This is a genomic window from Rhodanobacter sp. B05, assembly GCF_002001085.1.
Classification (GTDB): domain Bacteria; phylum Pseudomonadota; class Gammaproteobacteria; order Xanthomonadales; family Rhodanobacteraceae; genus Rhodanobacter.
Map to the genome: position 1 here is coordinate 83530 of NZ_MUNU01000013.1, position 20197 is coordinate 103726.

The 20197-nt window shown below is 66.4% G+C and carries 16 protein-coding genes; 8 read left to right on the forward strand and 8 right to left on the reverse strand.

From position 1 onward, the window contains the following. Positions 1-70 precede the first annotated feature (70 nt). From B0E47_RS06725 to B0E47_RS06740, 4 genes are read left to right on the forward strand one after another with little or no spacing between them, the layout of a single operon-like run. A complete protein-coding gene (locus B0E47_RS06725; RefSeq protein ID WP_254422844.1) occupies positions 71-736 on the forward strand; it encodes an ABC transporter ATP-binding protein in 666 nt (221 codons plus the stop codon). Beyond that, positions 720-2615: an HlyD family efflux transporter periplasmic adaptor subunit gene (locus tag B0E47_RS06730; RefSeq protein WP_077513249.1), complete on the forward strand. Its 1896-nt coding sequence runs from the start codon at positions 720-722 to the stop codon at positions 2613-2615. The genes B0E47_RS06725 and B0E47_RS06730 overlap by 17 nt, the downstream gene beginning before the upstream one ends. Continuing rightward, positions 2612-3817 (forward strand): hypothetical protein, encoded by a 1206-nt coding sequence (locus B0E47_RS06735; RefSeq protein ID WP_077513250.1) that lies wholly within the window; start codon positions 2612-2614, stop codon positions 3815-3817. Before B0E47_RS06730 ends, B0E47_RS06735 begins: the two co-directional genes overlap by 4 nt. Then, positions 3814-5046 carry an ABC transporter permease gene (locus B0E47_RS06740; RefSeq protein ID WP_077513251.1) on the forward strand — a complete coding sequence of 411 codons (1233 nt, stop codon included), beginning with the start codon at positions 3814-3816 and terminating at the stop codon, positions 5044-5046. Before B0E47_RS06735 ends, B0E47_RS06740 begins: the two co-directional genes overlap by 4 nt. 6 nt (positions 5047-5052) lie before the next feature. On the opposite strand, the gene B0E47_RS06745 is transcribed toward B0E47_RS06740, so the two are convergent. From B0E47_RS06745 to B0E47_RS06760, 4 genes are all read right to left on the reverse strand, one after another. Beyond that, a complete protein-coding gene (locus B0E47_RS06745; protein ID WP_077513252.1) occupies positions 5053-5370 on the reverse strand; it encodes a hypothetical protein in 318 nt (105 codons plus the stop codon). 108 nt (positions 5371-5478) lie between these two features. Beyond that, positions 5479-6162: an HAD family hydrolase gene (locus B0E47_RS06750; RefSeq protein ID WP_077513253.1), complete on the reverse strand. Its 684-nt coding sequence runs from the start codon at positions 6160-6162 to the stop codon at positions 5479-5481. Between the two features lie 46 nt (positions 6163-6208). Continuing rightward, complete coding sequence (glk, locus tag B0E47_RS06755; protein ID WP_256363535.1) at positions 6209-7324, reverse strand: glucokinase; 1116 nt, start codon at positions 7322-7324, stop codon at positions 6209-6211. Between the two features lie 4 nt (positions 7325-7328). After that, entirely contained in the window at positions 7329-9005 is a 1677-nt protein-coding gene (locus B0E47_RS06760; RefSeq protein ID WP_077513255.1) for a S53 family peptidase, read from the reverse strand. Between the two features lie 179 nt (positions 9006-9184). On the opposite strand from B0E47_RS06760, the gene hemB reads away from it, so the two are divergent. Together hemB and B0E47_RS06770 are read left to right on the forward strand one after the other, a co-directional pair. Then, entirely contained in the window at positions 9185-10177 is a 993-nt protein-coding gene (hemB, locus tag B0E47_RS06765; RefSeq protein ID WP_077513256.1) for a porphobilinogen synthase, read from the forward strand. An 85-nt stretch (positions 10178-10262) separates the two neighbouring features. Then, entirely contained in the window at positions 10263-11153 is an 891-nt protein-coding gene (locus tag B0E47_RS06770; RefSeq protein ID WP_139351377.1) for a hypothetical protein, read from the forward strand. Positions 11154-12012: 859 nt separating this feature from the next. Here B0E47_RS06770 and B0E47_RS06775 read toward each other — a convergent pair. From B0E47_RS06775 to trxA, 4 genes are all read right to left on the reverse strand, one after another. After that, positions 12013-12897: an EamA family transporter gene (locus B0E47_RS06775; protein WP_077513258.1), complete on the reverse strand. Its 885-nt coding sequence runs from the start codon at positions 12895-12897 to the stop codon at positions 12013-12015. A 215-nt stretch (positions 12898-13112) separates the two neighbouring features. Then, positions 13113-14480, reverse strand: a complete 1368-nt coding sequence (locus B0E47_RS06780; protein ID WP_077513259.1) for a glutamate--cysteine ligase — start codon at positions 14478-14480, stop codon at positions 13113-13115. 226 nt (positions 14481-14706) lie between these two features. Then, on the reverse strand, positions 14707-16533 hold the full coding sequence (gene rho / locus B0E47_RS06785; RefSeq protein ID WP_077513260.1) for a transcription termination factor Rho: 1827 nt from the start codon (positions 16531-16533) through the stop codon (positions 14707-14709). A 190-nt stretch (positions 16534-16723) separates the two neighbouring features. Then, positions 16724-17050: a thioredoxin TrxA gene (trxA, locus tag B0E47_RS06790; protein WP_077513261.1), complete on the reverse strand. Its 327-nt coding sequence runs from the start codon at positions 17048-17050 to the stop codon at positions 16724-16726. Between the two features lie 544 nt (positions 17051-17594). Here trxA and B0E47_RS06795 point away from each other — a divergent pair. Together B0E47_RS06795 and ftsE are read left to right on the forward strand one after the other, a co-directional pair. Further along, a complete protein-coding gene (locus B0E47_RS06795) occupies positions 17595-19337 on the forward strand; it encodes a DEAD/DEAH box helicase (protein WP_077513262.1) in 1743 nt (580 codons plus the stop codon). 182 nt (positions 19338-19519) lie between these two features. Then, positions 19520-20197 carry a cell division ATP-binding protein FtsE gene (ftsE, locus tag B0E47_RS06800; RefSeq protein ID WP_077513263.1) on the forward strand — a complete coding sequence of 226 codons (678 nt, stop codon included), beginning with the start codon at positions 19520-19522 and terminating at the stop codon, positions 20195-20197.

Genomic DNA, 20197 nt, shown 5'->3' on the forward strand with positions numbered 1-20197 from the left:
TTGTCAAAGCGGCCATCAACCGCAAAACTCCACGGACGGTGTTTGACGGGGCGGCAACACGATGGTGTGCATGGAGGCGGTGACCCGCCATTACCGGGTGGGCGGGCAGACGATTGCCGCGCTGGATGGGGTCAGCTTCGAGGTGCCGCAAGGCCAGTTCGTGGCCATCGTCGGGCCGTTCGGCTCGGGCAAGTCCACCTTGTTGAACATGCTCGGCTGCCTCGACCGACCCGACAGCGGACGCTATCTGCTCGATGGCGTGGATGTCTCCAGCTTCGATGACGAACGGGCCAGCGACTTCCGCAACCGGCGCATCGGTTTCGTGTTCCAGTCGTTCCACCTGTTGCCGCGCTTGAGTGTGCTGGAAAACACCTTGCTGCCGCGGCGTTTCCTGCGCGGCCCCGACGACGGCCTGGAACAGCGCGCGCATGACTTGCTGCAGCGGATGGGCCTGCAGCGGCATCTGGCGCATCGCCCCGGCCAGCTCTCCGGTGGGCAGATGCAGCGCGTGGCGATCGCCCGCGCGCTGCTGATGAAGCCGGCCCTGCTGCTGGCCGACGAGCCGACCGGCAATCTCGACTCCAAGAGCGCCGCCGATGTGCTGGCCTTGATCGCCGAGGTGCATGCCGACGGTCAGACCGTGGTGCTGGTCACCCACGACGCCGAAGTCGCCGCCCGCGCACAACGGCAGATCAGTCTGCGCGACGGAAGGATCGAGCATGATTCGGCGGCTTGAGCTTTTCGCGCTGTTGCTGCTGGCGGCCCTGCCGCTGCACGCCACCGTGTTCAGCGGTGAGGTGCGCGTCGCCGACTCGCAGGACATCTTCACCCCGCCGTCGCTTAGTTCGCCGGTAGTGCTGCGCTACTACGCTGCCGATGGTGCCATGGTAAAAAAAGGCGACGTGCTGCTGCGCATCGACGCCGGTCCGGCGGAGACCCAATTGCGTACCCTGCAGGCCCAGCTGGAGCAGATGCAGGCGAAGAACGCCAAGGAAATCGCCGACCTCGAACTGAAACAGGCCGACGCCGAGCTGGCGCTGGCCGATGCGCAGGCCGAACGCGACACCGCGGCGGTGGATGCGGTGATTCCGAAAGCGTTGATCTCCGCGCTGAACTACGATCGCCACCAGAGCGAGATGAAGCGTACCGAGCAGGCGCTGGCGCTGAAGAAGCTGGAGGTGGCGCAGGCGATCGCGGCGGTGGCGCGCCGGCGCGAGGACAGCGATCTGGAACTGCGCAAGCAGCGCCTGTCGGTGCAGTTCTATCAGGACCAGGTCGCCGGCGCGGTGGTCTATGCCGAACGTGCCGGCACCGTGATCCACGGTTTCGACAACCTGTTCGGCCGCGGTAGCCGTTACGAAGAGGGTTCGACCAGCTACCCGGGCACCCGGGTCGGTGAGGTGGTCGGTGCGGGGAGTGGCTACACGGTGCGCGGCTGGGTGCTGGAGCCGGATCGTACCGGCCTCAAGGCGGGTCAGCCGCTGCGGCTGCATCTCGACGCGTTGCCGGGGCGCGAGTTGCAAGGGCACATCCGGGCGATTGCCGGTGCCTCGACCAGCCGCACCGAATGGGGTGACGGCCGTTACTACGAGGTCGATATCGCGCTGCCGGCAAAAATGGATCTGCCGCTGCGGCCGGGCATGAGCGTGCGCATGGACAGCGACCTGGCCGACCCCGGCGACCGCGACCCGCACATGGCCACGGCGCACGCCGAGCCGTTACGTGTGGATGGCGAGGTCCACGCCCGGCGCAGCCTGGCGATTTCCCCGCCGGCCGTGGACGGCCTGTGGCAACTGACCGTGACCCAGATGGCCGGCGATGGTGAAGTCGTGAAGAAGGGCGACCTGCTGGTGGCGTTCGATGCCGGCTCGGTGGTGAAGGATCTCACCACCAAACAGGGCCAGCTCGCCGAGAAACTGCGCAAGCAGGAGCAGCTCAGGCTGGACCTGGCTGACCGGGCGCGCGAGGCCGAACTGGCCACCGCGCAGGCGCGTGCCGAGATGGACAAGGCAGAGCGCAAGGCGGCGCAACCGAAGGAATACATCGCCCGCGTGGATTACCAGAAGCTGGTGGTGGCGAAGATCAAGGCCGAACGCAAGCTTGCTCTCACCGTGCAGCGCCAGGGCGTGGCCGCGGTCGAGCGTGCTGCCGAACAGCGCATGGCCGACGCCGAGGTCAGCCAGCTGCAGGAGGAGGTAACCAAACTGAAGACCTCGCTGGCCTCGTTGACGGTCATGGCGCCGCAGGCCGGCATCGTGCTGCACCAGGACGACTGGAAAGGCGGCAAGATCGACGTCGGCTCGCAGATCTGGCGCGGCCAGGCAGTGGCGCAGATGCCGGACCTGAGCAGCCTGGCCGTGCGCGCCGCGCTGCCCGAACGCGACCTTGAACGGGTCAGCTCCGGTCAGCGCGTGCGCGTGGTGATCGCCGGCGGCAGCGACCGCGATCTTGGCGGCAGCATTGCCGACATCGGTGGCACGGTGCACAGCAAGTCGCGGGTCGAGGCGGTGCCGGTGGTCGACCTGGTGATACGGCTCGATCCCGGCCAGCTCAAGCTCAAGCCAGGCCAGTCCGTGCAGGTAAGCATTCCAGCGGCAGCGGGAGCAAGCCGATGAGCGCGCGCTGGGCATGCCTGCTGTTGATCGCGCTGCTGGGTGCCTGCGGCCATGCGACCAGCGATCGCATCGTGCTGGAACAGGCGCGGGAGACGCCGCTGCTGTTCAGCGTGCGGGGTGAAGGCGATCTGCATTCGACCGGACCCACGCCCTTGCTGGTGCCGGGCGAGCAATGGACCGCACGCCAGCTCAACTGGATGGTGCCTGACGGCAGCACGGTCCAGAAAGGCGAGCTCGTCGCGAAGTTCTCCGCCGAGCAGAGCAAACAGGACCTGGCCCAGGCGCGCATCGACCTGGAGCGCAACCTGTTTGCGCGCGCCGGCAAGCAGGCCGAACTGGAGGACAAGCGCGGTCAGCTCGGGGTCGACCTGACCCAGGTCGCCGGCCAGCGCATGATCGCCGAGCGCTATGCCCATGCCACGCTGGAGGCGATGGCGCGCAACGACATTCTCGATGCAGTGCAGGATGTGCATTACCTGGATGTGCGCCAGCGCATCCTGACCTGGCGACAGGATCAATCCGCCGCACGCGGCAACGCCGAGCTGGCGGTGCTCGACGCGCAGCGCAGCAGTTACGACACGGTGGAAAAGCAGAAGCAGGCCGACCTGGCGGCGCTGGAGCTGCGTGCTCCGCATGCCGGCGTGCTGATGCTCGAAAAGGACTGGATGGGTCAGGTGCCGCATGTGGGCAGCAGCCTGTATGCCGGCAACAGTTTTGCCAGTCTGCCCGATCTGGACGCGCTCGAGGTGCAGTTGGCGGTGCCGCAGATCGAGGCCCAGGGCATCCAGGTCGGCGACGTGGTGGAACTGCATCGCTGGGGCATACCGGCGCAGGTGGCGGATTCGAAAATCAGCTGGGTCGCCTCGGCGGCGCAACCGCGCAGCGACGACAACCCGGTCAAGTACCTGGCCCTGAAAGCCACCGTGCCGGCCGCACTGGCCCGCGGCTACGGCTGGATTCCCGGCCAGCGCTTTGTCGGCAGGATCATCCTGCTCAAGGTCGAGCGGGGTTTCAGCGTGCCCAACATGGCGCTGGCGCATCACGGCGACCAGGCCAGCGTGCAGGTACTCGAGGGCGGCCAGGTCGTGACGCGCGTACTCAGACTCGGAGTCCACGGTGCCACCCGCACCCAGGTACTCGACGGCCTGCATCCGGGCGACCACGTGCTGCTGGCCAGCGGCGGCGCGAAGGAGGCGAAATGATTCCGGCATTGTGGCGCGAGGCGATCGAGGAGCTGTCGCGGCGCAAGCTGCGCACCTTGCTGACCCTGCTCGGGATGATCTTCGGCGTCGGTGCAATCGTGGCCATGCAGGGCGTGGGCGAGGGCAGTCGGCGTGAAGCACTGAAGCTGGTCGACAGCCTTGGCCTGCACAACCTGATCGTCGAGGCGAAGAGCCAGGACGGCGATGCGCTGAAGGAAACCCGCGCGCGCAGCCTCGGCCTCACCGTGGCCGATGCACATGCCGCGCTGGCGGTGGTGCCGGCGGCGGAAAGTTATGCGGCCGAGAAGCAGGTCAAGCGGCTGGGCATGTTCAGCGACGACGGCCATGCCGATGCGCAGGTCGAAGGCATCAGCCCCGAGTATTTCCAGCTGGCGTCGTTGCGTCTCGCACAGGGCCGTGCGCTGAATGCCGACGACGATGCGCACCTCGCCGCAGTCGCCGTGCTCGGCCACCAGGCGGCGCACGACCTGTTTCCCGACGGCAAGGCGCTGGGCCGGCTGGTGAAGATCAACCAGGCGTGGTGGCGCGTGGTGGGTGTGCTGGCCGATCGCGACCTGGGCCAGGACAAGTTCGAGGGCGTGGCCTTGGGTGCGGACAGCAACACGGCGTTCGTGCCGTTGTCCAGTGCGCGCGCGCGTTTTCGTTTCCAGCCGATGGAAGACGAGGTCAGCCGGTTCCTGTTGCGCCTGAAGGACCCCGAAGGCCTCGCCGCCGGTGCCCGCGTGCTTACCCGATTGCTCGACCAGCGCCATGCCGGTGCCAGCGACTACCGGCTGATCGTGCCGCAGCAGCTGTACCAGCAGAACCAGAAGACCCAGCGCATCTTCAGCGTGGTGATGGGCTCGATTGCCGGCGTCAGCCTGCTGGTTGGCGGCATCGGCATCATGAACATCATGCTGGCCAACGTGCTGGAGCGGCGCCGCGAGATCGGCCTGCTGCGGGCGATCGGGGCGCGACGGCAGGATATCGTGCAACGCTTCCTGCGCGAGGCGCTGGTGATCTGCGCATCGGGTGCATTGATCGGACTGTTGTTCGGCGCGGCGCTGGCGTATGTGATCGCGGCCTTTGCCGGCTGGCAGGTGGCCTGGGCACCCGTGGGTGTCGTCGCTTCGGTGCTGCTGTGCATGCTGATCGGGCTGGCTTTCAGCATCTACCCGGCGCGCCAGGCCGCGGCGCTGGATCCGATAGCGGCGATCCGCGACGAGTGAGCCGGCTCAGGATGCGGGTGGCACCCGCGTGCGCAACAGCGCATCCACCGACTGCTGCCACTGCGGCGAGCCGGGTTTCGATTGTGGCGCCTCTTCGCCCAGCTTGCGCTGCACCGCCTGGTTCCATTCGTCCGAGCCGGGATCGGGAGCATGCCCCTTGTCTCCGATGCCCAGGCTGCGATCGACCCATGCATACCAGGCTGCCGAGCCGAGGGCGGCGTCGACGGGTGCGCTCTGCCCCGTGGCGGATGCCGGGGGTGCCGGCGTGGGCGAGCAGGCGGCAAGCAGCAGGGCGAGCGGGAGGCTGGCGACGAGACGGCGCATGACACGGCTCCGGAAACGCGATGTCGGTGCAGCCTAACTCCGCGCCGGATGCGGGTGATTAAGTTTTCATGTGGCAGGCGAGCGTGGTTCAGCGAAGGCTGCCCGGCATCAGTCGCGAGCTGCCACCTCATCGACATGCTGCAACAGGTCGGCCGGGTCGGCGTACACGCGAAACGCGCCGGCCTGCTGCAGTTCCGCGTGGCCGTATCCACCGGACAGGAAGCCCACGCCCAGCGCGCGGGCACGCTGGGCGGCCAGCATGTCCCACACGCTGTCGCCGATCACCAGCGACTGGTGGATATCCACGCCCAACTGCTCGGCGGCGGCGAGGAACAGATCCGGGTCGGGCTTGGCATGGCGTACCTGGTCGCGCGTGACCACCGGCACTTTCGCCGGATCCACGCCAAGCGCCTCCAGGTTGTGACGTGCCGTTTCCATCCGGCCGCTGGTGGCGATCGCCCACGGGATGGTCTGCGCATCGAGGTAGGCCAGCAACTCGCGCGCACCCGGCAGCGGCCGTACCGAACCTTGTGCATGGTGCCGGTTGAACGCGTCGGCATGCCGCTGGCGCAGGCGATCAAGGCGCTCCTCGGTGATCGGCAGGGAGGTTTCGCGCAACAACATGTTGGCGAACAGGCCGCCGCTCATGCCGATCTTGCGGTGAATCCGCCATACGGAAATATCGAGGCCCTCCGCGTCCAGGGCCTCCTTCCACGCCAGCACGTGCTGGTACACGCTGTCGATCAGGGTGCCGTCGAGGTCGAACAGAAAGGCCGTGTCGCGGCGGGGCATCGCGTTCTCCGCAGGCTGCACGCCAGTGGCAGCCGGTGACTGCTGCCTAGCGTCGCGGCAGCAAGGATTGGCCCGACTCCAGCACCGCTATTGCGGCGGCGCCGAGCAGGCCCGGCTCGGGGTTCATGATCGCCTGGGTCGGCACTTTTTCCATGATGTCGCGGAAGCGGCCCTTGGCCTCGAAGCGTTCGCGGAAGCGGCCGCGTTCCAGCCACGGCAACAGCACCGGGATCAGCCCGCCGGTGAGGTAGACGCCGTCCCACGCACCGAGCGTCAGCACCAGGTCACCGGCCACGCTGCCGAAGATGCCGGCGAAGGTTTCCACGGTGCGCGTGCACAACGGGCAACTGCCGTCCTTCGCGCGCTTGGTGATGTCCTCCGGCTTCAGGTCGGCGGCCTTCGCGCCGACGATGTGGCAGATCGCGTCGTACAGGTTCACCAGCCCCTGGCCGCAGATCAGGCGTTCGTTGGAGACGCGGCCGTACTTGTGGTTGAGGTAGTCGAGGATGGCGATGTCCTCCGGCGTGTGCGCGGCGAAGCCGGCATGGCCGCCTTCGGTCTGCAGCACGCTGCAGTGGCCCTGGCGCACCAGCAGGCCACCGACGCCCAGACCGGTGCCCGGCCCCACGATGGCGAAGGTCTGTTCGTTCTCGGCACCGATCACCGGCCGCGGCACCGTGCCCACGTCGACCAGGTCATCGCCCTGCAGCAGGGTCACCGCCATGCTCTGCGCGGCGAAGTCGTTGACCAGGTGCACGTATTCCAGGCCGAGCGCGCTGGCGGTCTGGTGCGCCGAGATCGCCCACGGATTGTTGGTGACCTTGACCGTCTCGCCATCGACGATGCGGCCGGCCGCCGCGACGATCGCGCGGCTCACCTGCAGGCCGGTGTCGGCGAGATATTGCTTTGCGGTGGAGACCAGCGAATCGTGCTCGGCCACGCGGTAGCGCCGGATGCTGTCGGTCAGCAGTGGCTTGTCGCGTGATGGATCGGCCACCCCGAAACGGACATTGGTGCCGCCGAGATCGACGAGCAGGGTAGGGGCGGCAGGAACGTGCATCGGGACTCCAGGGGACGACGCGAAAGCAGCAAGCCTGCCGTGAATGCCGGCCAGCGTCCAGCATCCCGGCGAATCCGGGATGCTGGTGGAAGGGTTCGGCACCCGCTCAGCTCGACGATTTGCCCTTGGGATGCTTGCCGCCGGAGGCGGGCGGCTTGTGTTTGTGCTTGTGTTTGTGCGGCGGGCCTGGCGTGGGTGCGGGACTCGGTGCGGGCGCAGGGGACGGCGCGGGAGCCGGGCTCGGTGCCGGTGCCGGACTTGGCGCCGCACCTTGCAACGCGCTGAGCAGAGCCTGGCCGTTCGGGCTGCCCAGGCCGGTACAGGCGTCCCAGCCCGGGCCGGCCGTGTAGCTGCCGTTGTTGCCTTGGGTGATGTCGTGGAAGCCTTTTTCGCCGAGGCCATAGAGCGTGGCGTTGGCGGCACCCAGCGCATGGCCGAGCTGCTGGTTGAGGCGCGCCACCAGCGCGGCCCACAACGGGGCGACCGCGCTGGTGCCGCCGACCACTTCGTCCTGGCCGTCGACGCGCACGGCGTAGCCGGTGAGCGGATCCGCGTTGCCGGCGACATCCGGCACGCCGCGACCGGCGAAGCCGCCCGCCGTCGCCGGCACGCCCGCGTTCGCCTGCCAGGCGGGCAGCGCGAACACGGCACTCACGCCGCCGCCGGTGGCACCTTCGTTGCCGGCGGTCTCGTTCCACACCACTTCGCTGCCGATCGTGCTGCCGCTGCCGAGCAGCTCGGTGCCGCCGCAGGCCAGTACGGACGGGCTGGCGGCCGGGAAATCCACATGCGGCAGGCCATCGCTCTCGCCGTCGCTGGAGCCGTTGTCGCCGGACGCCACGCTCACTGTCACGCCGAGTGCGGCGGCATCCTCCAGCGCGGTCTCCATGGCGTTGCGCGAGGCCATGCTCCAGCTGTCCTCGGGGCCACCCCAGCTGATCGACATCACCGTGGCCGGCTGGCTGCTGTCGTGCGCAGCCTGCGAGATCGCGTTGTAGAAACCCTGATCGGTATTCGCGGCGAAGTAGACGACGAACTTCGCCGCCGGGGCCAGCGCACCGGCGACTTCGATGTCCAGCATCACTTCCGCATCCGCGGCACCGCCGGGCTGATTGCTGCCGCCATCGACGGAAACCGCGGTGACGGAAGGTGTCGTCAAGCCGAGTCCGCCGAAATAGGTATCCAGATCGGCCTGCACGTAACCGCCGCCGAGTTCGATGATCGCGATGGACTGGCCGCTGCCGTCGGTGCCGGCGGGAAAGTTGTACAGCTGGCCGACCTGCGGCGGGGTGTAGGTCGTGCTCGGCTGTGCCTGCGCGACGCGGAAATGCGGTTGCGCGACCGGGCGGCGGTCCAGCCCCAGCACGGCGATGATGGCCGGATCGGGCAGGGTGGGTGCTTGTGCGGAACCGACGTAGGAAGCGCCGCCGGGTGTCAGCTCGTAATGCCCCAACTGCACGCCGAACGCCTGCTGCAGCGACTGCGCCGTGCCACGCAGATGCAGCGTGCGCCGTCCCTCATCGCAGGCCAGCTCCTGCAGGCCGTGCTGACGGCTGAAGTCGCGCAGGCGCGTCACATCGGCCGGATCGGCGCCGTGACGCGCCACGAAATCGGCGTGCCGGGCGCTGCGCGATGCGGATGGGGCCGGCGCGCCCAGCGGGCTCTTGCGCCGCAGCACCAGGGTCACGTCGAGCGTTTCGTCCGGGGCATGCGGCCCCAGGTAGCGTGCCCCGGCAGGCAGCGGCCAGTGGGAAGCTGCGGCGGTGGGCTTGGTCTTGCTCATGGTGGCGTCCTCCGGTGGGGAACGGCGGGTCGTGGCGCGGAGGGTGCGCCCCGCGGTGTTATCGCGAGGTGTCCTCGATGTTGGGCCGGTCGCGACAAGGTATGCAGGCCATGCCGCCGCGCGGTCGCGGGCCTGGGTTGTGGCCTAAAATGCCGGGATATGACCCACCAGGATCTGCCATGAGCTTTCCCGCCATCCGCATGCGCCGCATGCGCCGCGATGCTTTCTCCCGCGCGCTGATGCGTGAGCACACCTTGCTGGCGAGCGACCTGATCATGGTCGCGTTCGTGATCGAGGGCGAAGGCCAGCGCGAGCCAGTGCCGTCCATGCCGGGTGTCGATCGGATCTCCATCGACCAACTGCTGAAGCTGGCCGGCGAATGCGTGCAACTCGGTGTCCCCGCGCTGGCGCTGTTCCCCTCGCCAGGCTCCGCGGTGAAGAGCGAGGACGCCGCCGAGGCGTGGAATCCGCAGGGCCTGATGCAACGCGCCACCCGCGCGCTGAAGGCGAAGTATCCCGAGCTGGGCCTGATCGGCGACGTCGCGCTCGATCCGTACACCACACACGGCCAGGACGGCCTGATCGACGACACCGGCTACGTGATGAACGAGCCCACCGTCGAGGCACTGATCAAGATGTCGCTGGCGCAGGCCGAAGCCGGCATGGATTTCGTGGCGCCGTCGGACATGATGGACGGCCGCATCGGCGCGATCCGCGAAGCGCTGGAAGAAGCCGGTCACATCCACACCCGCATCCTCGCCTACTCGGCGAAATACGCCTCCGCGTTCTACGGCCCGTTCCGCGATGCGGTCGGCTCCTCGACGAATCTCGGCAAGGGCAACAAGCACACCTACCAGATGGACGTCGGCAACAGTGACGAGGCGCTGCATGAAGTCGAGCTCGACATCACCGAGGGAGCGGATGCGGTGATGGTGAAGCCGGGTCTGCCGTATCTGGACATCGTGCGGCGGGTGAAGGACACGTTTGGCGTGCCGACCTTCGTGTATCAGGTCAGTGGCGAGTACGCGATGTTGAAGGCGGCGTCGCAGAATGGGTGGCTGGATGAGAAGGCCGTCGTTTTGGAATCGCTCACGGCGATGAAGCGGGCGGGGGCGGATGCGATTCTTACTTACTATGCGGTGGATGCGGCTAGGTGGTTGCGGGGGGCATAGATTGTTCGGGGGATTGTGGCGCTGTTTGACTCAAGGCGGGGGTGTAACATTGGGCAGGAAATTTATCGTGCGACCGAATGCGTCTATGCCGAAATCGACAGATTCGAGAACGCCAAAAATTTTTGCACAACCAACCTATCTGGGCAGCCTGTTGGGCATGTTCTTGCTTTCCATGCTCTATGCATTTCCCGCCTACAGCCAGTGCGTTCATTGGTACCACGCCGCAGGGGAGAAATTTAACAACGGATTGGATGGTCCCTCGAATCTGAGGATATTTTCCGGCAACGTTGGCAATCAGCAAATAAGAATGTCGTTGCACTACGATGTCGCCGCCAATTCGATCGATGGGTTCTACGGCTATAACAATCAACCTGGTACGCTGACCATACATGGGAAAATGCGTTCTTCCGGTGCGGGAATGGATCTCGTGGAGCGAGATGCTCAAGGAAAGACAACGGGATATTTTTCTCTCCTTTTTACCTACCCCACCGGTCCAGGCTACGACGCAGCAGGGGTTCAAAAACACGTTTCGGACTACGACTGTAGCTACGTCACCGGAACTTGGCATTCGGCGTCGGATAGCCACCCGATAAAGGTGAAACTCTATTCCAGTGGAGAGCAAACGCCAGCGGAGCAGCAAGCACGTGAATCGAATGACGAGGCTGCTTACAAAGTCCAAAAGGCGCTCCTGAGCAATGACAGAAAGGAGTTTGCCTCAGCGCTTAAATACCCCTTCTGTACTTCTCGATACCGCGTCGGCGTAACTTGGTGGAAGTCGCCGCATGACGTGATTGCGCACTATAAACAGATAGCTATACTCGCCGACCCCCTCTCGCTTCGTCCGGCGGTACCGCATGCGATCGAGACGGTCGGGAAGTTGAGCTACTGGATCGGCGACACGATGGAGTTTGAGAATGGCAAGATGCAAGCCATGTGCGACGCGTCATGCTTTCATTCGGAGTGCTATCACCCTTAGCTGACGATGTTCAAGCAAGAGCTTTCGTTCGCCGAAGGCGACCGAGTCACTTTTCTCTTGCGTGGCCAAGAGAAAAGTAACCAAAAGAGAAGGCCACCCCGCTTGGCGCTTGCCGCCCATCCTTGGGCGGCAAGTCCGTGAGCTGGGGCCGGGCTTTTCGACAGGACTCCTGTCCTGGCGAAAAGGCATCGGCCTCCATGCCGATGCCCCTGCGGGCCTGTCGTCCCCACCTCACCGCCGCACAGGGGCCCCGGGTAAAGCGGCGGGCCATCGTGGCCCGCACTCGGTGAAAAGCCTAAAAGCTGAAAAGCCATGGCAAAAGCGAAGTGTGCTCTGCAACGGTTTTGCTTTTGATCTGGTTCTTCTGAAAAGTACGCGCAGGATGCGCGTCGCTCTACCCGGGGCCCCTCTGAAGCGGCGGGCGGGTGGAGGAAAAGCCCGCAGGGTGGTTCGCAGGGATGCGAACCAGTTTGGCGTCAGTCCATGGCGACGGCATGGATGCCGGAGTTGAGGCAACGCAGGAGCGGTTGCCCGATGGACTGTCGACAAACCCCGTAACCCGACCGCGTACTTTCCGGGCATGGATGCCCGGAAAGCGCGTAAGCGGGGTGTCGTTTTCTCTTGGTTACTTCTATTTTGGACAAGCAAAAGAGAAGTAACTCGCCCTCTGCAGGAGGGTGAAAGCTCTGCTTTGCTGTTGACAGCCAGATTGGGTTATCGGGTCCGATTCAGTTTCTACGGTCGCGATTCCTATCTGTTGCGAGGTCGACGCCGCGCGCTGGCTGTACGGGGGATAGGCTCCGATTCGCGCTGGGTCTGTAGAGCCCGATCCGCGGCACCGCCGTTTCGGCTACGGCGCTCAGTTCGCCAGCGGCTCCGCCAGCATGGGCCGACGAACGCTCAACGCGGTACCGGCCGCAGCCACGATGATCGTCGCGATAGCCAGCCACTGCAGCAGGCTGAGTCGTTCGCTCAGCAAGGCCACGCCGGCCAGCGCCGCGATGGCTGGCTCCAGACTCAGCAAGGTGCTGAACGTTCGCGCCGGCAAGCGGGTCAGCGCGACCATCTCCAGCGAATATGGGAGGGCCGAGCTGAGCACCGCCACACCCAGCGCATATGGCAGCAGCGTTGGCGACAGCAGCGCGCTGCCGGCATGCGCGATACCGAACGGGATCGCCAGCAATGCGCCGATCGACGTGCCCAGCGTTACGGCGTCCGCGCCATAGGCTGCCCCGGCCTTCTTTCCCAGCACGATGTACAACGCCCAGCCCGCGCCGGCGGCCAGCGCGTACATCACGCCCACCGGATCGAGCGCCTGCATCGAGCCGCGCAGCGGCAGCAACAGGGCCAGTCCGGCCACCACCAGCGCGATCCAGACGAAGTCGATCCAGCGCCGCGAGCCGAACAGCGCCAGCGCCAGCGGGCCGGTGAATTCCAGCGCCACCGCGATGCCCAGCGGGATCGTGCGCAGCGACATGTAGAACACCAGGTTCATCGCGCCCATCGAGAGGCCATAACCCCATAGCGTGCGCCAGTCGCGGCGGCTGCCCGATCGCCGCCAAGGTCGCCGCCACAGCAGCAGGAGCAGCGCGCTGATGCCCAGCCGGTAGGCGGTGGCGCCCTGCGCGCCGACCTGCGGGAACAGGTGCTTGGCCAGCGACGCGCCGCATTGGTAGGAAACCATGCTGATCAGCAGCATGCCGACGGCGAGCGCGACGGGGGCAACGGTGGAGCGTGGTGACATGGGTGCGGCCGCGGCGGGAGAACAGTCAGCCCATGATGCCCGCAGACCCGGACGAAACCCACCATGCAGACCGTCTCGCCGTGCTCATTGCTGACAGCGCCTGGCAGCAATGAGCGGTGTGCACGGGGATGGTGGGTGGCCGGGCTTCGCCGTTCGGTCTCGCGCAAATGCACAGCGATTGTGCGCCGGGTGCAGGTCGTTCGCGCCGTGGGTGCTCAGTACGCGAACTCGCGGAACACCGGATCGACGCTGCCGTTCCAAGCACCGTGGAACAGCTCCAGCTTGCGTTCGGCAGGGGTCTGGTTGGCCCGCACGATCTCGATCATCGGTTCGAGGAAGATGCTTTCGTCGGCGCCGTTCTTGTTGAGGCGGGCTCGACGCTTGAGGCCGTGGGCGGCGATTTTCAGTGCCTGCTCGGCGAGGTCGCGTACGCTGCCGCCGCGAAACGGCAGTTTCAGCGCCTGCTTCGGCACGCCGTCGCGCAGGGCGTGGCGCTCGACGGGGGTGAAGTCCTTGACCAGGTCCCATGCCGCGTCCAGCGCTTCCTGGTCGTAGAGCAGGCCGACCCAGAACGCGGGCAGCGCGCACAGCCGGTTCCACGGGCCGCCGTCGGCGCCGCGCATTTCCAGGTACTGCTTCAGGCGCACCTCGGGAAAGGCGGTGGTGAGGTGGTCGGCGAAATCCTTCATGGTGGCTTTGGTGCCGGGCAGGGCCTGCAGCTCGCCGGCCATGAACGTCTTGAAGTCCTGGCCGGCCAGGTCGAGGTACTGGCCGTTTTGCAGGCTGAAGTACATTGGCACGTCGAGGATGTAGTCGACGTAGCGCTCGTAACCGAAGCCGTCGGCAAACACGAAGTCGAGCATGCCGGTGCGCTGCGGATCGGTATCGGTCCAGATCTGCGAGCGGTACGACAGATAGCCGTTTGGACGTCCTTCCGTAAACGGCGAATCGGCGAACAGCGCGGTAGCGATCGGCTGTAGCGCCAGGCTGGCGCGGAATTTCTCGATCATGTCCGCTTCGGACGAGAAATCCAGGTTCACCTGCACGGTACAGGTGCGCGTCATCATGTCCAGGCCGAGCGAGCCGACCTTGGGCATGTATTCGCGCATGATCTTGTAGCGGCCCTTGGGCATCCAGGGCATCTCGTCGCGGCGCCACTTCGGCTGGAAGCCCATGCCGAGGAAGCCGATGCCGAGCTCGTCGGCGACCGAGCGCACGTCCTTCAGATGCGAGTTCACCTCGCAACAGGTCTGGTGGATGGTCTCCAGCATCGCGCCGGACAATTCCAACTGGCCGGCCGGCTCCAGCGTGATCGACGCGCCCTCGCGCGACAGCGCGACCGGGTTCTCGCCCTCGCGCGCCACGTCCCAGCCGTAGCGCGTGGCCAGCGTTTCCAGCAAGACCTTGATGCCGCGGTCACCCTCGAAGGTCGGGGGACGCAGACTGTCGGTAAGGAAGCCGAACTTCTCGTGCTCGGTGCCGATGCGCCACGCCTCGCGCGGCTTCTCGCCGGCGGCGAGATAGTCGGCGAGCTGTTGGCGACCCACGATCGGGGTGCTCTTGACGGCACTGGGTATGGACACGGGCGATGCCTCGCAGGGGGAGTCGACACTATGGGGGCGACGCAGGGCGACGAAAAGGGGTGTCGTGGGATGCGAGGTCGGCGGTCTATTGAAGCAGGGTTTGGCCGGTGCTGCTTTGAGCTGGATCAGGTTGGCGCACAAAGCAAAACGGCGGCCAGTGGCCGCCGTTTCATTCCAGAGCGGAATCGCCGTATCTTGCGATTCCCGATTCCCGATTCCCCGCTTCTCAGCGCTTCATCGAATTGAAGAACTCGTCGTTGGACTTGGTGTTCTTCATCTTGTCGAGCATGAACTCCATTGCCGACAACTCATCCATCGGATGCAGCAGTTTGCGCAGGATCCAGATCTTGGCCAGCATGTCCGGGTCGATCAGCAGATCCTCGCGGCGGGTGCCGGAGCGGTTGATGTCGATCGCCGGGTAGACGCGCTTCTCGGAGATGCGCCGGCTCAGGTGCACTTCCATGTTGCCGGTGCCCTTGAATTCCTCGTAGATCACCTCGTCCATCTTGCTGCCGGTTTCAGTCAGTGCGGTGGCGATGATGGTGAGGCTGCCGCCTTCCTCGACGTTGCGCGCGGCGCCGAAGAAACGCTTCGGGCGTTGCAGGGCGTTGGCGTCGACGCCGCCAGTGAGCACCTTGCCGGAGCTCGGTACCACGGTGTTGTAGGCACGCGCCAGGCGGGTGATCGAGTCGAGCAGGATGATCACGTCGCGCTTGTGCTCGACCAGGCGCTTGGCGCGCTCAATCACCATCTCGGCGACCTGCACGTGGCGCACGGCGGGTTCGTCGAAGGTGGAGGAGATGACTTCGGCGCGCACGGTGCGGGCGATTTCGGTGACTTCTTCCGGACGCTCGTCGACCAGCAGGATGATCAGGTGCGCTTCGGGGTGGTTGTACTGGATCGCCTGGGCGATGTTCTGCAGCATCATCGTCTTGCCGGACTTCGGCTGCGAGACGATCAGGCCGCGCTGGCCCTTGCCGATCGGCGCGATCAGGTCGAGGATGCGGCCGGTGATGTCCTCGCTGGAACCGTTGCCGCGCTCCAGCTTGAACGCCTTGCGCGGGAACAGCGGGGTGAGGTTCTCGAACAGCATCTTGTTCTTGGATGCTTCCGGCGGATCGCCGTTGATCGTCTCCACCCGCAGCATGGCGAAATAGCGCTCGCCTTCCTTCGGATGCCGCACGCGGCCGGTGATGTAGTCGCCGGTGCGCAGGTTGAAGCGGCGGATCTGGCTGGGCGAGACATAAATGTCGTCGGGTCCGGCCAGGTAGGACTCGTCGGCCGAACGCATGAAGCCGAAGCCGTCCTGCAGGATTTCCAGCACGCCCTCGGCCCAGATGCCGCCGCCGGAGCGGGCATGCGCCTTGAGCACGTTGAAGATCACGTCCTGCTTGCGGGCGCGGGCGATGCCTTCGTGCAGGCCCAGCGATTCGGCGAAATCCAGCAGCTGGATCGCGTTCTTGCGCTTGAGCTCGGTGAGGTTGATCACCCGGTCATTGCTGCCCGGATCAGCGTTGTCGTCGTCCACCGGCAGCCCGTTCGGGTTGGGGCGCGGGTGGCGTTCGCCCTGCGGGCGCGGCTGGTTGTTGTTGCGCTCGCCGCGCTCGTTGCGGCGGCGACGGCCACGCCCTTCACGGGCTTCGCGACCACCGTTCTGGCCCTGGTTCTGACCTTGTCCCTGGTTCGGATTCGGGTTGCCAGCCTGGTTCGGGTTGGCGTTCGGCGCCGAGCCGGACGAAGGTTCGCTACCCGGGCTCGCACCCGTGGGCTGGCTGGCGTTCGGGTTTGCCGGGGTGGCGGCCGGCTGTTCCCTGACGGGAGCCGAAGCCTCCGTCGGGGCAGGTACCGGAGCCGCGGGTGCGGGCGCCGGGCGCTCGACCGGTGCTGCCGCCGCGGGAGCGGTCGACTGCTGCTCGGCGGCGGCATTCGCCGCCGCCTTGGCTGCCGCGCTGCGGCGCGGCGCACGGCTGCGCGGCTCGGGCTTGCCTTCGGTCACAGGGCTGGTATCGGCGCCCTTGGCGTCGGGCAGGGTCTGGTTATCGGTATCGGACACGGGCAATCCTCGCGGGGCGCCGTTGAGTTGCAGGAGGGAGGGTGTGCGTCGCGCGGAGGGCGCAAGGGGACAGGACTGTCCCGACGGACGCGGTCAATCTAGCACCCGCTGCGTGTCGGCGTAAAGCCTCGGCAAGCGGCCGCCCCGTGACGCGGGACGGGCTGTCGGCAGCGGGCGGGGTTCAGGCGATTCAGATCGCCTTGTCGATCATCTGGGTCAGCTGACCCTTGCTGACGGCGCCGATCTGGGTCGCCTCGACCTTGCCGTTCTTGAACACCATCAGGGTCGGGATGCCGCGCACGCCATAGGCGCGCGGGGTCTGCTGGTTCTGGTCGATGTTCACCTTGACCACGCGCAGCTTGCCCTCGTACTGCTGGGCCAGCTCGTCCAGCATCGGCGCGATCGCCTTGCACGGGCCGCACCATTCGGCCCAGAAGTCCAGCAGCACGGGGGTTTCGGACTTCAGCACTTCCTGCTCGAAGGCGTCGTCGCTCACATGGGTAATCAGGTCGCTCACCGGGAAATCTCCGTGGCTGGGGGCGCAGGAACTGCGGGGGAACACACAATGGGGTGGCCGACGCCGCAATACAAGGATCGGCGTCATCAGCTACACTCAGGCGCCCATGAAGCATGGGTTGGGCGGGAAGAAGGCAGGCCAGGGCGGCTTGTCGTTCATTCCAGCGCAACTCCGGGCACGATTCAAGGGCGGCCTTCCAAGCCGCCGTCAGACCGCCGGCAAATACGGCGTCGCTAGGAGACTGGGTGGTAGAAAGCCAGCGAGCGAGGCAAAGCGGATTTGAGTCAGGTTTTTCGATCGTTTGAGGCGAATAGCCGTAGCTATTCAACGAAAAGGAGCGGAAAAGATGGCCAAATCCGCGCAGCCGCAGCCGCTGGTGTTTCTGCCACCCAGTCTCCCGACCGCGGCGCGACCTTGTTGACCCTGACTTGAGCCGCTTCGCTGCGCATCGCGCACCCGTCCTGCACCGTTTCGCGCCGATCCCCGGCCGCTGGAGCGGCACAGCGCATCACGCCGCCGTCAGGCAAGGTTACCCATTCCGCATATGTCACAAACCGTACTCACCGACACCTTCTTCACCAACTTCGATCTTCAACCACTGCTGCAGCAGGGCCTGGACGACAGCGGCTTCACCCGCTGCACGCCGATCCAGGAAATGACCCTGCCGCTGGCGCTGGCCGGCCGCGATGTCGCCGGCCAGGCGCAGACCGGCACCGGCAAGACCTGCGCCTTCCTGGTCGCGCTGATGAACCGCCTGCTGACCACGCCGGCCGTGGCCGGGCGCAAGGACAGTGATCCACGCGCCCTGATCATCGCACCGACCCGCGAGCTGGCGATCCAGATCGACAAGGACGCTCGCAACATCGGCCGCCACACCGGCCTGAAGACCGCGCTGATCTACGGCGGCGTCGACTATGACAAGCAGCGCCAGCAATTGAAGGATGGCTGCGACATCATCATCGCCACGCCCGGCCGCATGCTCGATTACCACAAGCAGGGCGTGTTCAACCTCAACAGCGTCGAGGTGATGGTGATCGACGAGGCGGACCGCATGTTCGACCTCGGCTTCATCAAGGACGTGCGCTTCATCTTCCGCAAGCTGCCGCCGCGCGAGCAGCGCCAGGTGCTGCTGTTCTCCGCCACGCTGAGCCATCGCGTGCTGGAGCTGGCCTACGAGCACATGCACGAGGCCGAGAAGCTGGTGGTGGAGAGCGACAATGTCACCGCCGACCACGTGCGCCAGCTGGTCTACTTCCCCGCCAAGGAAGAGAAGATGCCGCTGCTGCTGAATCTGATCGATCAGCACCAGCCCTCGCGCAGCATCATCTTCGTCAACACCAAAGCCGCCGCCGAGCGCATCACCGAGCGCGTGAAGCGCCACGGCTGCCGGGTCGGCGCGATCTCCGGCGACGTGCCGCAGTTGAAGCGGCAGAAACTGCTGCAACGCTTCCAGGACGGCCAGTTGGATATCCTGGTGGCCACCGACGTGGCTGCGCGCGGCCTGCACATTCCGGCGGTCAGCCACGTCTTCAACTACGACTTGCCGCATGAGGCCGAGGATTACGTGCATCGCATCGGCCGCACCGCGCGGCTGGGCGCCGAAGGCGACGCGATCAGTTTTGCCTGCGACCTGTATGCGATGTCGCTGCCGGACATCGAGGCCTATATCGGCCAGAGCATCCCGGTGGCGCCGATGGATCCGGCCTTGCTGGTGATGCCCAAGCCGCGCGCGATCGACGCCGAATTTGCCGCGAACGCCGCGGCCGACAGCGCCGCGTTCGGCGACGTGGTACCACCCCGGCCGGGCGAGAAACCGCGCCGTGGCGCGGCGGCCGGCGGGCGCGGTGAGCGCGGCGGCAGTCCCCGTGGCATGCCGCGGCCGCCGCGTGAGCGCAAGCCGGAGGCGGCCGAAACGGCATCTGCGCAGCCGGTGGTCGTGGCCGTGCAGCCGACCGAGGCAGCACCGGCTGACGGCCCTGCGGCAGCCGCTGCGGAAGGTACGCGCAAGCCGCGCCGCCGCCGCGGTGGCCGCAATCGCCGGCGCGACGGTGCGCCGACCGACGGTGTCGAGACGACCGGGCACTCCCCGGCCGTTACCGAAGGGAACCGCGCGCCTCGCGGCGAGCGTCGTCCGCCGCGCGAGCGCAATGCCGCCGAGTCCACCGGCAACACCCACAGCCGCCCGTCGCGGCAGGTGGCAGTGACTTCCGGCAAGACCGGCGAGCACGCGCACCCGAACAAGCCCGGCCTGTTCCGTCGGCTGACCCGGCTGTTCACCGGGAAATAGTCGTTGCCGGGATGCCCGGTCAGGCACTACTTCCGGTGCCTGATTCGTGCCGGGTCTCCTGGGTCCCCGCCGGGTACGCGCTGAATCGGCATGGATCGATCGGTGCCGGAAGTCCGCATCTCGCCGCCGGCATCCCTTATCCTTGCGGTTGGCATGACGGCATCCAGGTGCGGGGATACGCGGTGATCCAGTTCGATCAAGTCAGCAAGCGCTACGAGGGCGGCCACGAGGCGCTGTCGCAGCTTTCGTTCGAGGTGCCCACCGGCGAGATGGCCTTCGTCACCGGCCATTCCGGCGCCGGCAAGAGCACCCTGCTCAAGCTGCTTGGCCTGATCGAGCGGCCGTCGCATGGCGTGATCAGCATGGACGGCAGGAAGCTGTCGAAGATCCGCCACAGCGGCGTGCCGAAATGGCGCCGGCAGATCGGCATGGTGTTCCAGGACCACCGGCTGCTGATGGATCGCACGGTATTCGCCAACGTCGAGTTGCCGCTGGTGATCGGCAGCATCGCGCGCGCCGAACGCGGGCGGCGGGTGCGTGCGGCGCTGGAGAAGGTCGGCCTGCTGGCCTATGAGCGGCAGTTGCCGGCGACCTTGTCCGCCGGCGAGCAGCAGCGGGTGGGCATCGCCCGCGCGATCGTGGCGCGCCCGGCCCTGCTGATCGCCGACGAGCCCACCGGCAACCTCGATCCGCAACTGGCGCTGGAGATCATGGGCCTGTTCGGCGAGTTCCAGCAGATCGGCACCACCGTGCTGGTGGCCAGCCACGACCTGCCGCTGATCAAGCGCATGAAGAAGCGTGTGATCGTGCTCGACCACGGCCGGCTGGTGGCCGACCTGGCGGCGCAGGAGGTGTTGTGA

Coding starts and splice junctions, on each gene's coding strand:
- B0E47_RS06735 (WP_077513250.1), top strand. CDS start 2,612: ATGAGCGCGCGCTGGGCATGCCTGCTGTTGATCGCGCTGCTGGGTGCC.
- B0E47_RS06760 (WP_077513255.1), bottom strand. CDS start 9,005: ATGAGCAAGACCAAGCCCACCGCCGCAGCTTCCCACTGGCCGCTGCCT.
- B0E47_RS06775 (WP_077513258.1), bottom strand. CDS start 12,897: ATGTCACCACGCTCCACCGTTGCCCCCGTCGCGCTCGCCGTCGGCATG.
- B0E47_RS06725 (WP_254422844.1), top strand. CDS start 71: ATGGAGGCGGTGACCCGCCATTACCGGGTGGGCGGGCAGACGATTGCC.
- B0E47_RS06750 (WP_077513253.1), bottom strand. CDS start 6,162: ATGCCCCGCCGCGACACGGCCTTTCTGTTCGACCTCGACGGCACCCTG.
- B0E47_RS06745 (WP_077513252.1), bottom strand. CDS start 5,370: ATGCGCCGTCTCGTCGCCAGCCTCCCGCTCGCCCTGCTGCTTGCCGCC.
- B0E47_RS06795 (WP_077513262.1), top strand. CDS start 17,595: ATGTCACAAACCGTACTCACCGACACCTTCTTCACCAACTTCGATCTT.
- B0E47_RS06730 (WP_077513249.1), top strand. CDS start 720: ATGATTCGGCGGCTTGAGCTTTTCGCGCTGTTGCTGCTGGCGGCCCTG.
- B0E47_RS06770 (WP_139351377.1), top strand. CDS start 10,263: ATGCCGAAATCGACAGATTCGAGAACGCCAAAAATTTTTGCACAACCA.
- B0E47_RS06740 (WP_077513251.1), top strand. CDS start 3,814: ATGATTCCGGCATTGTGGCGCGAGGCGATCGAGGAGCTGTCGCGGCGC.
- hemB (WP_077513256.1), top strand. CDS start 9,185: ATGAGCTTTCCCGCCATCCGCATGCGCCGCATGCGCCGCGATGCTTTC.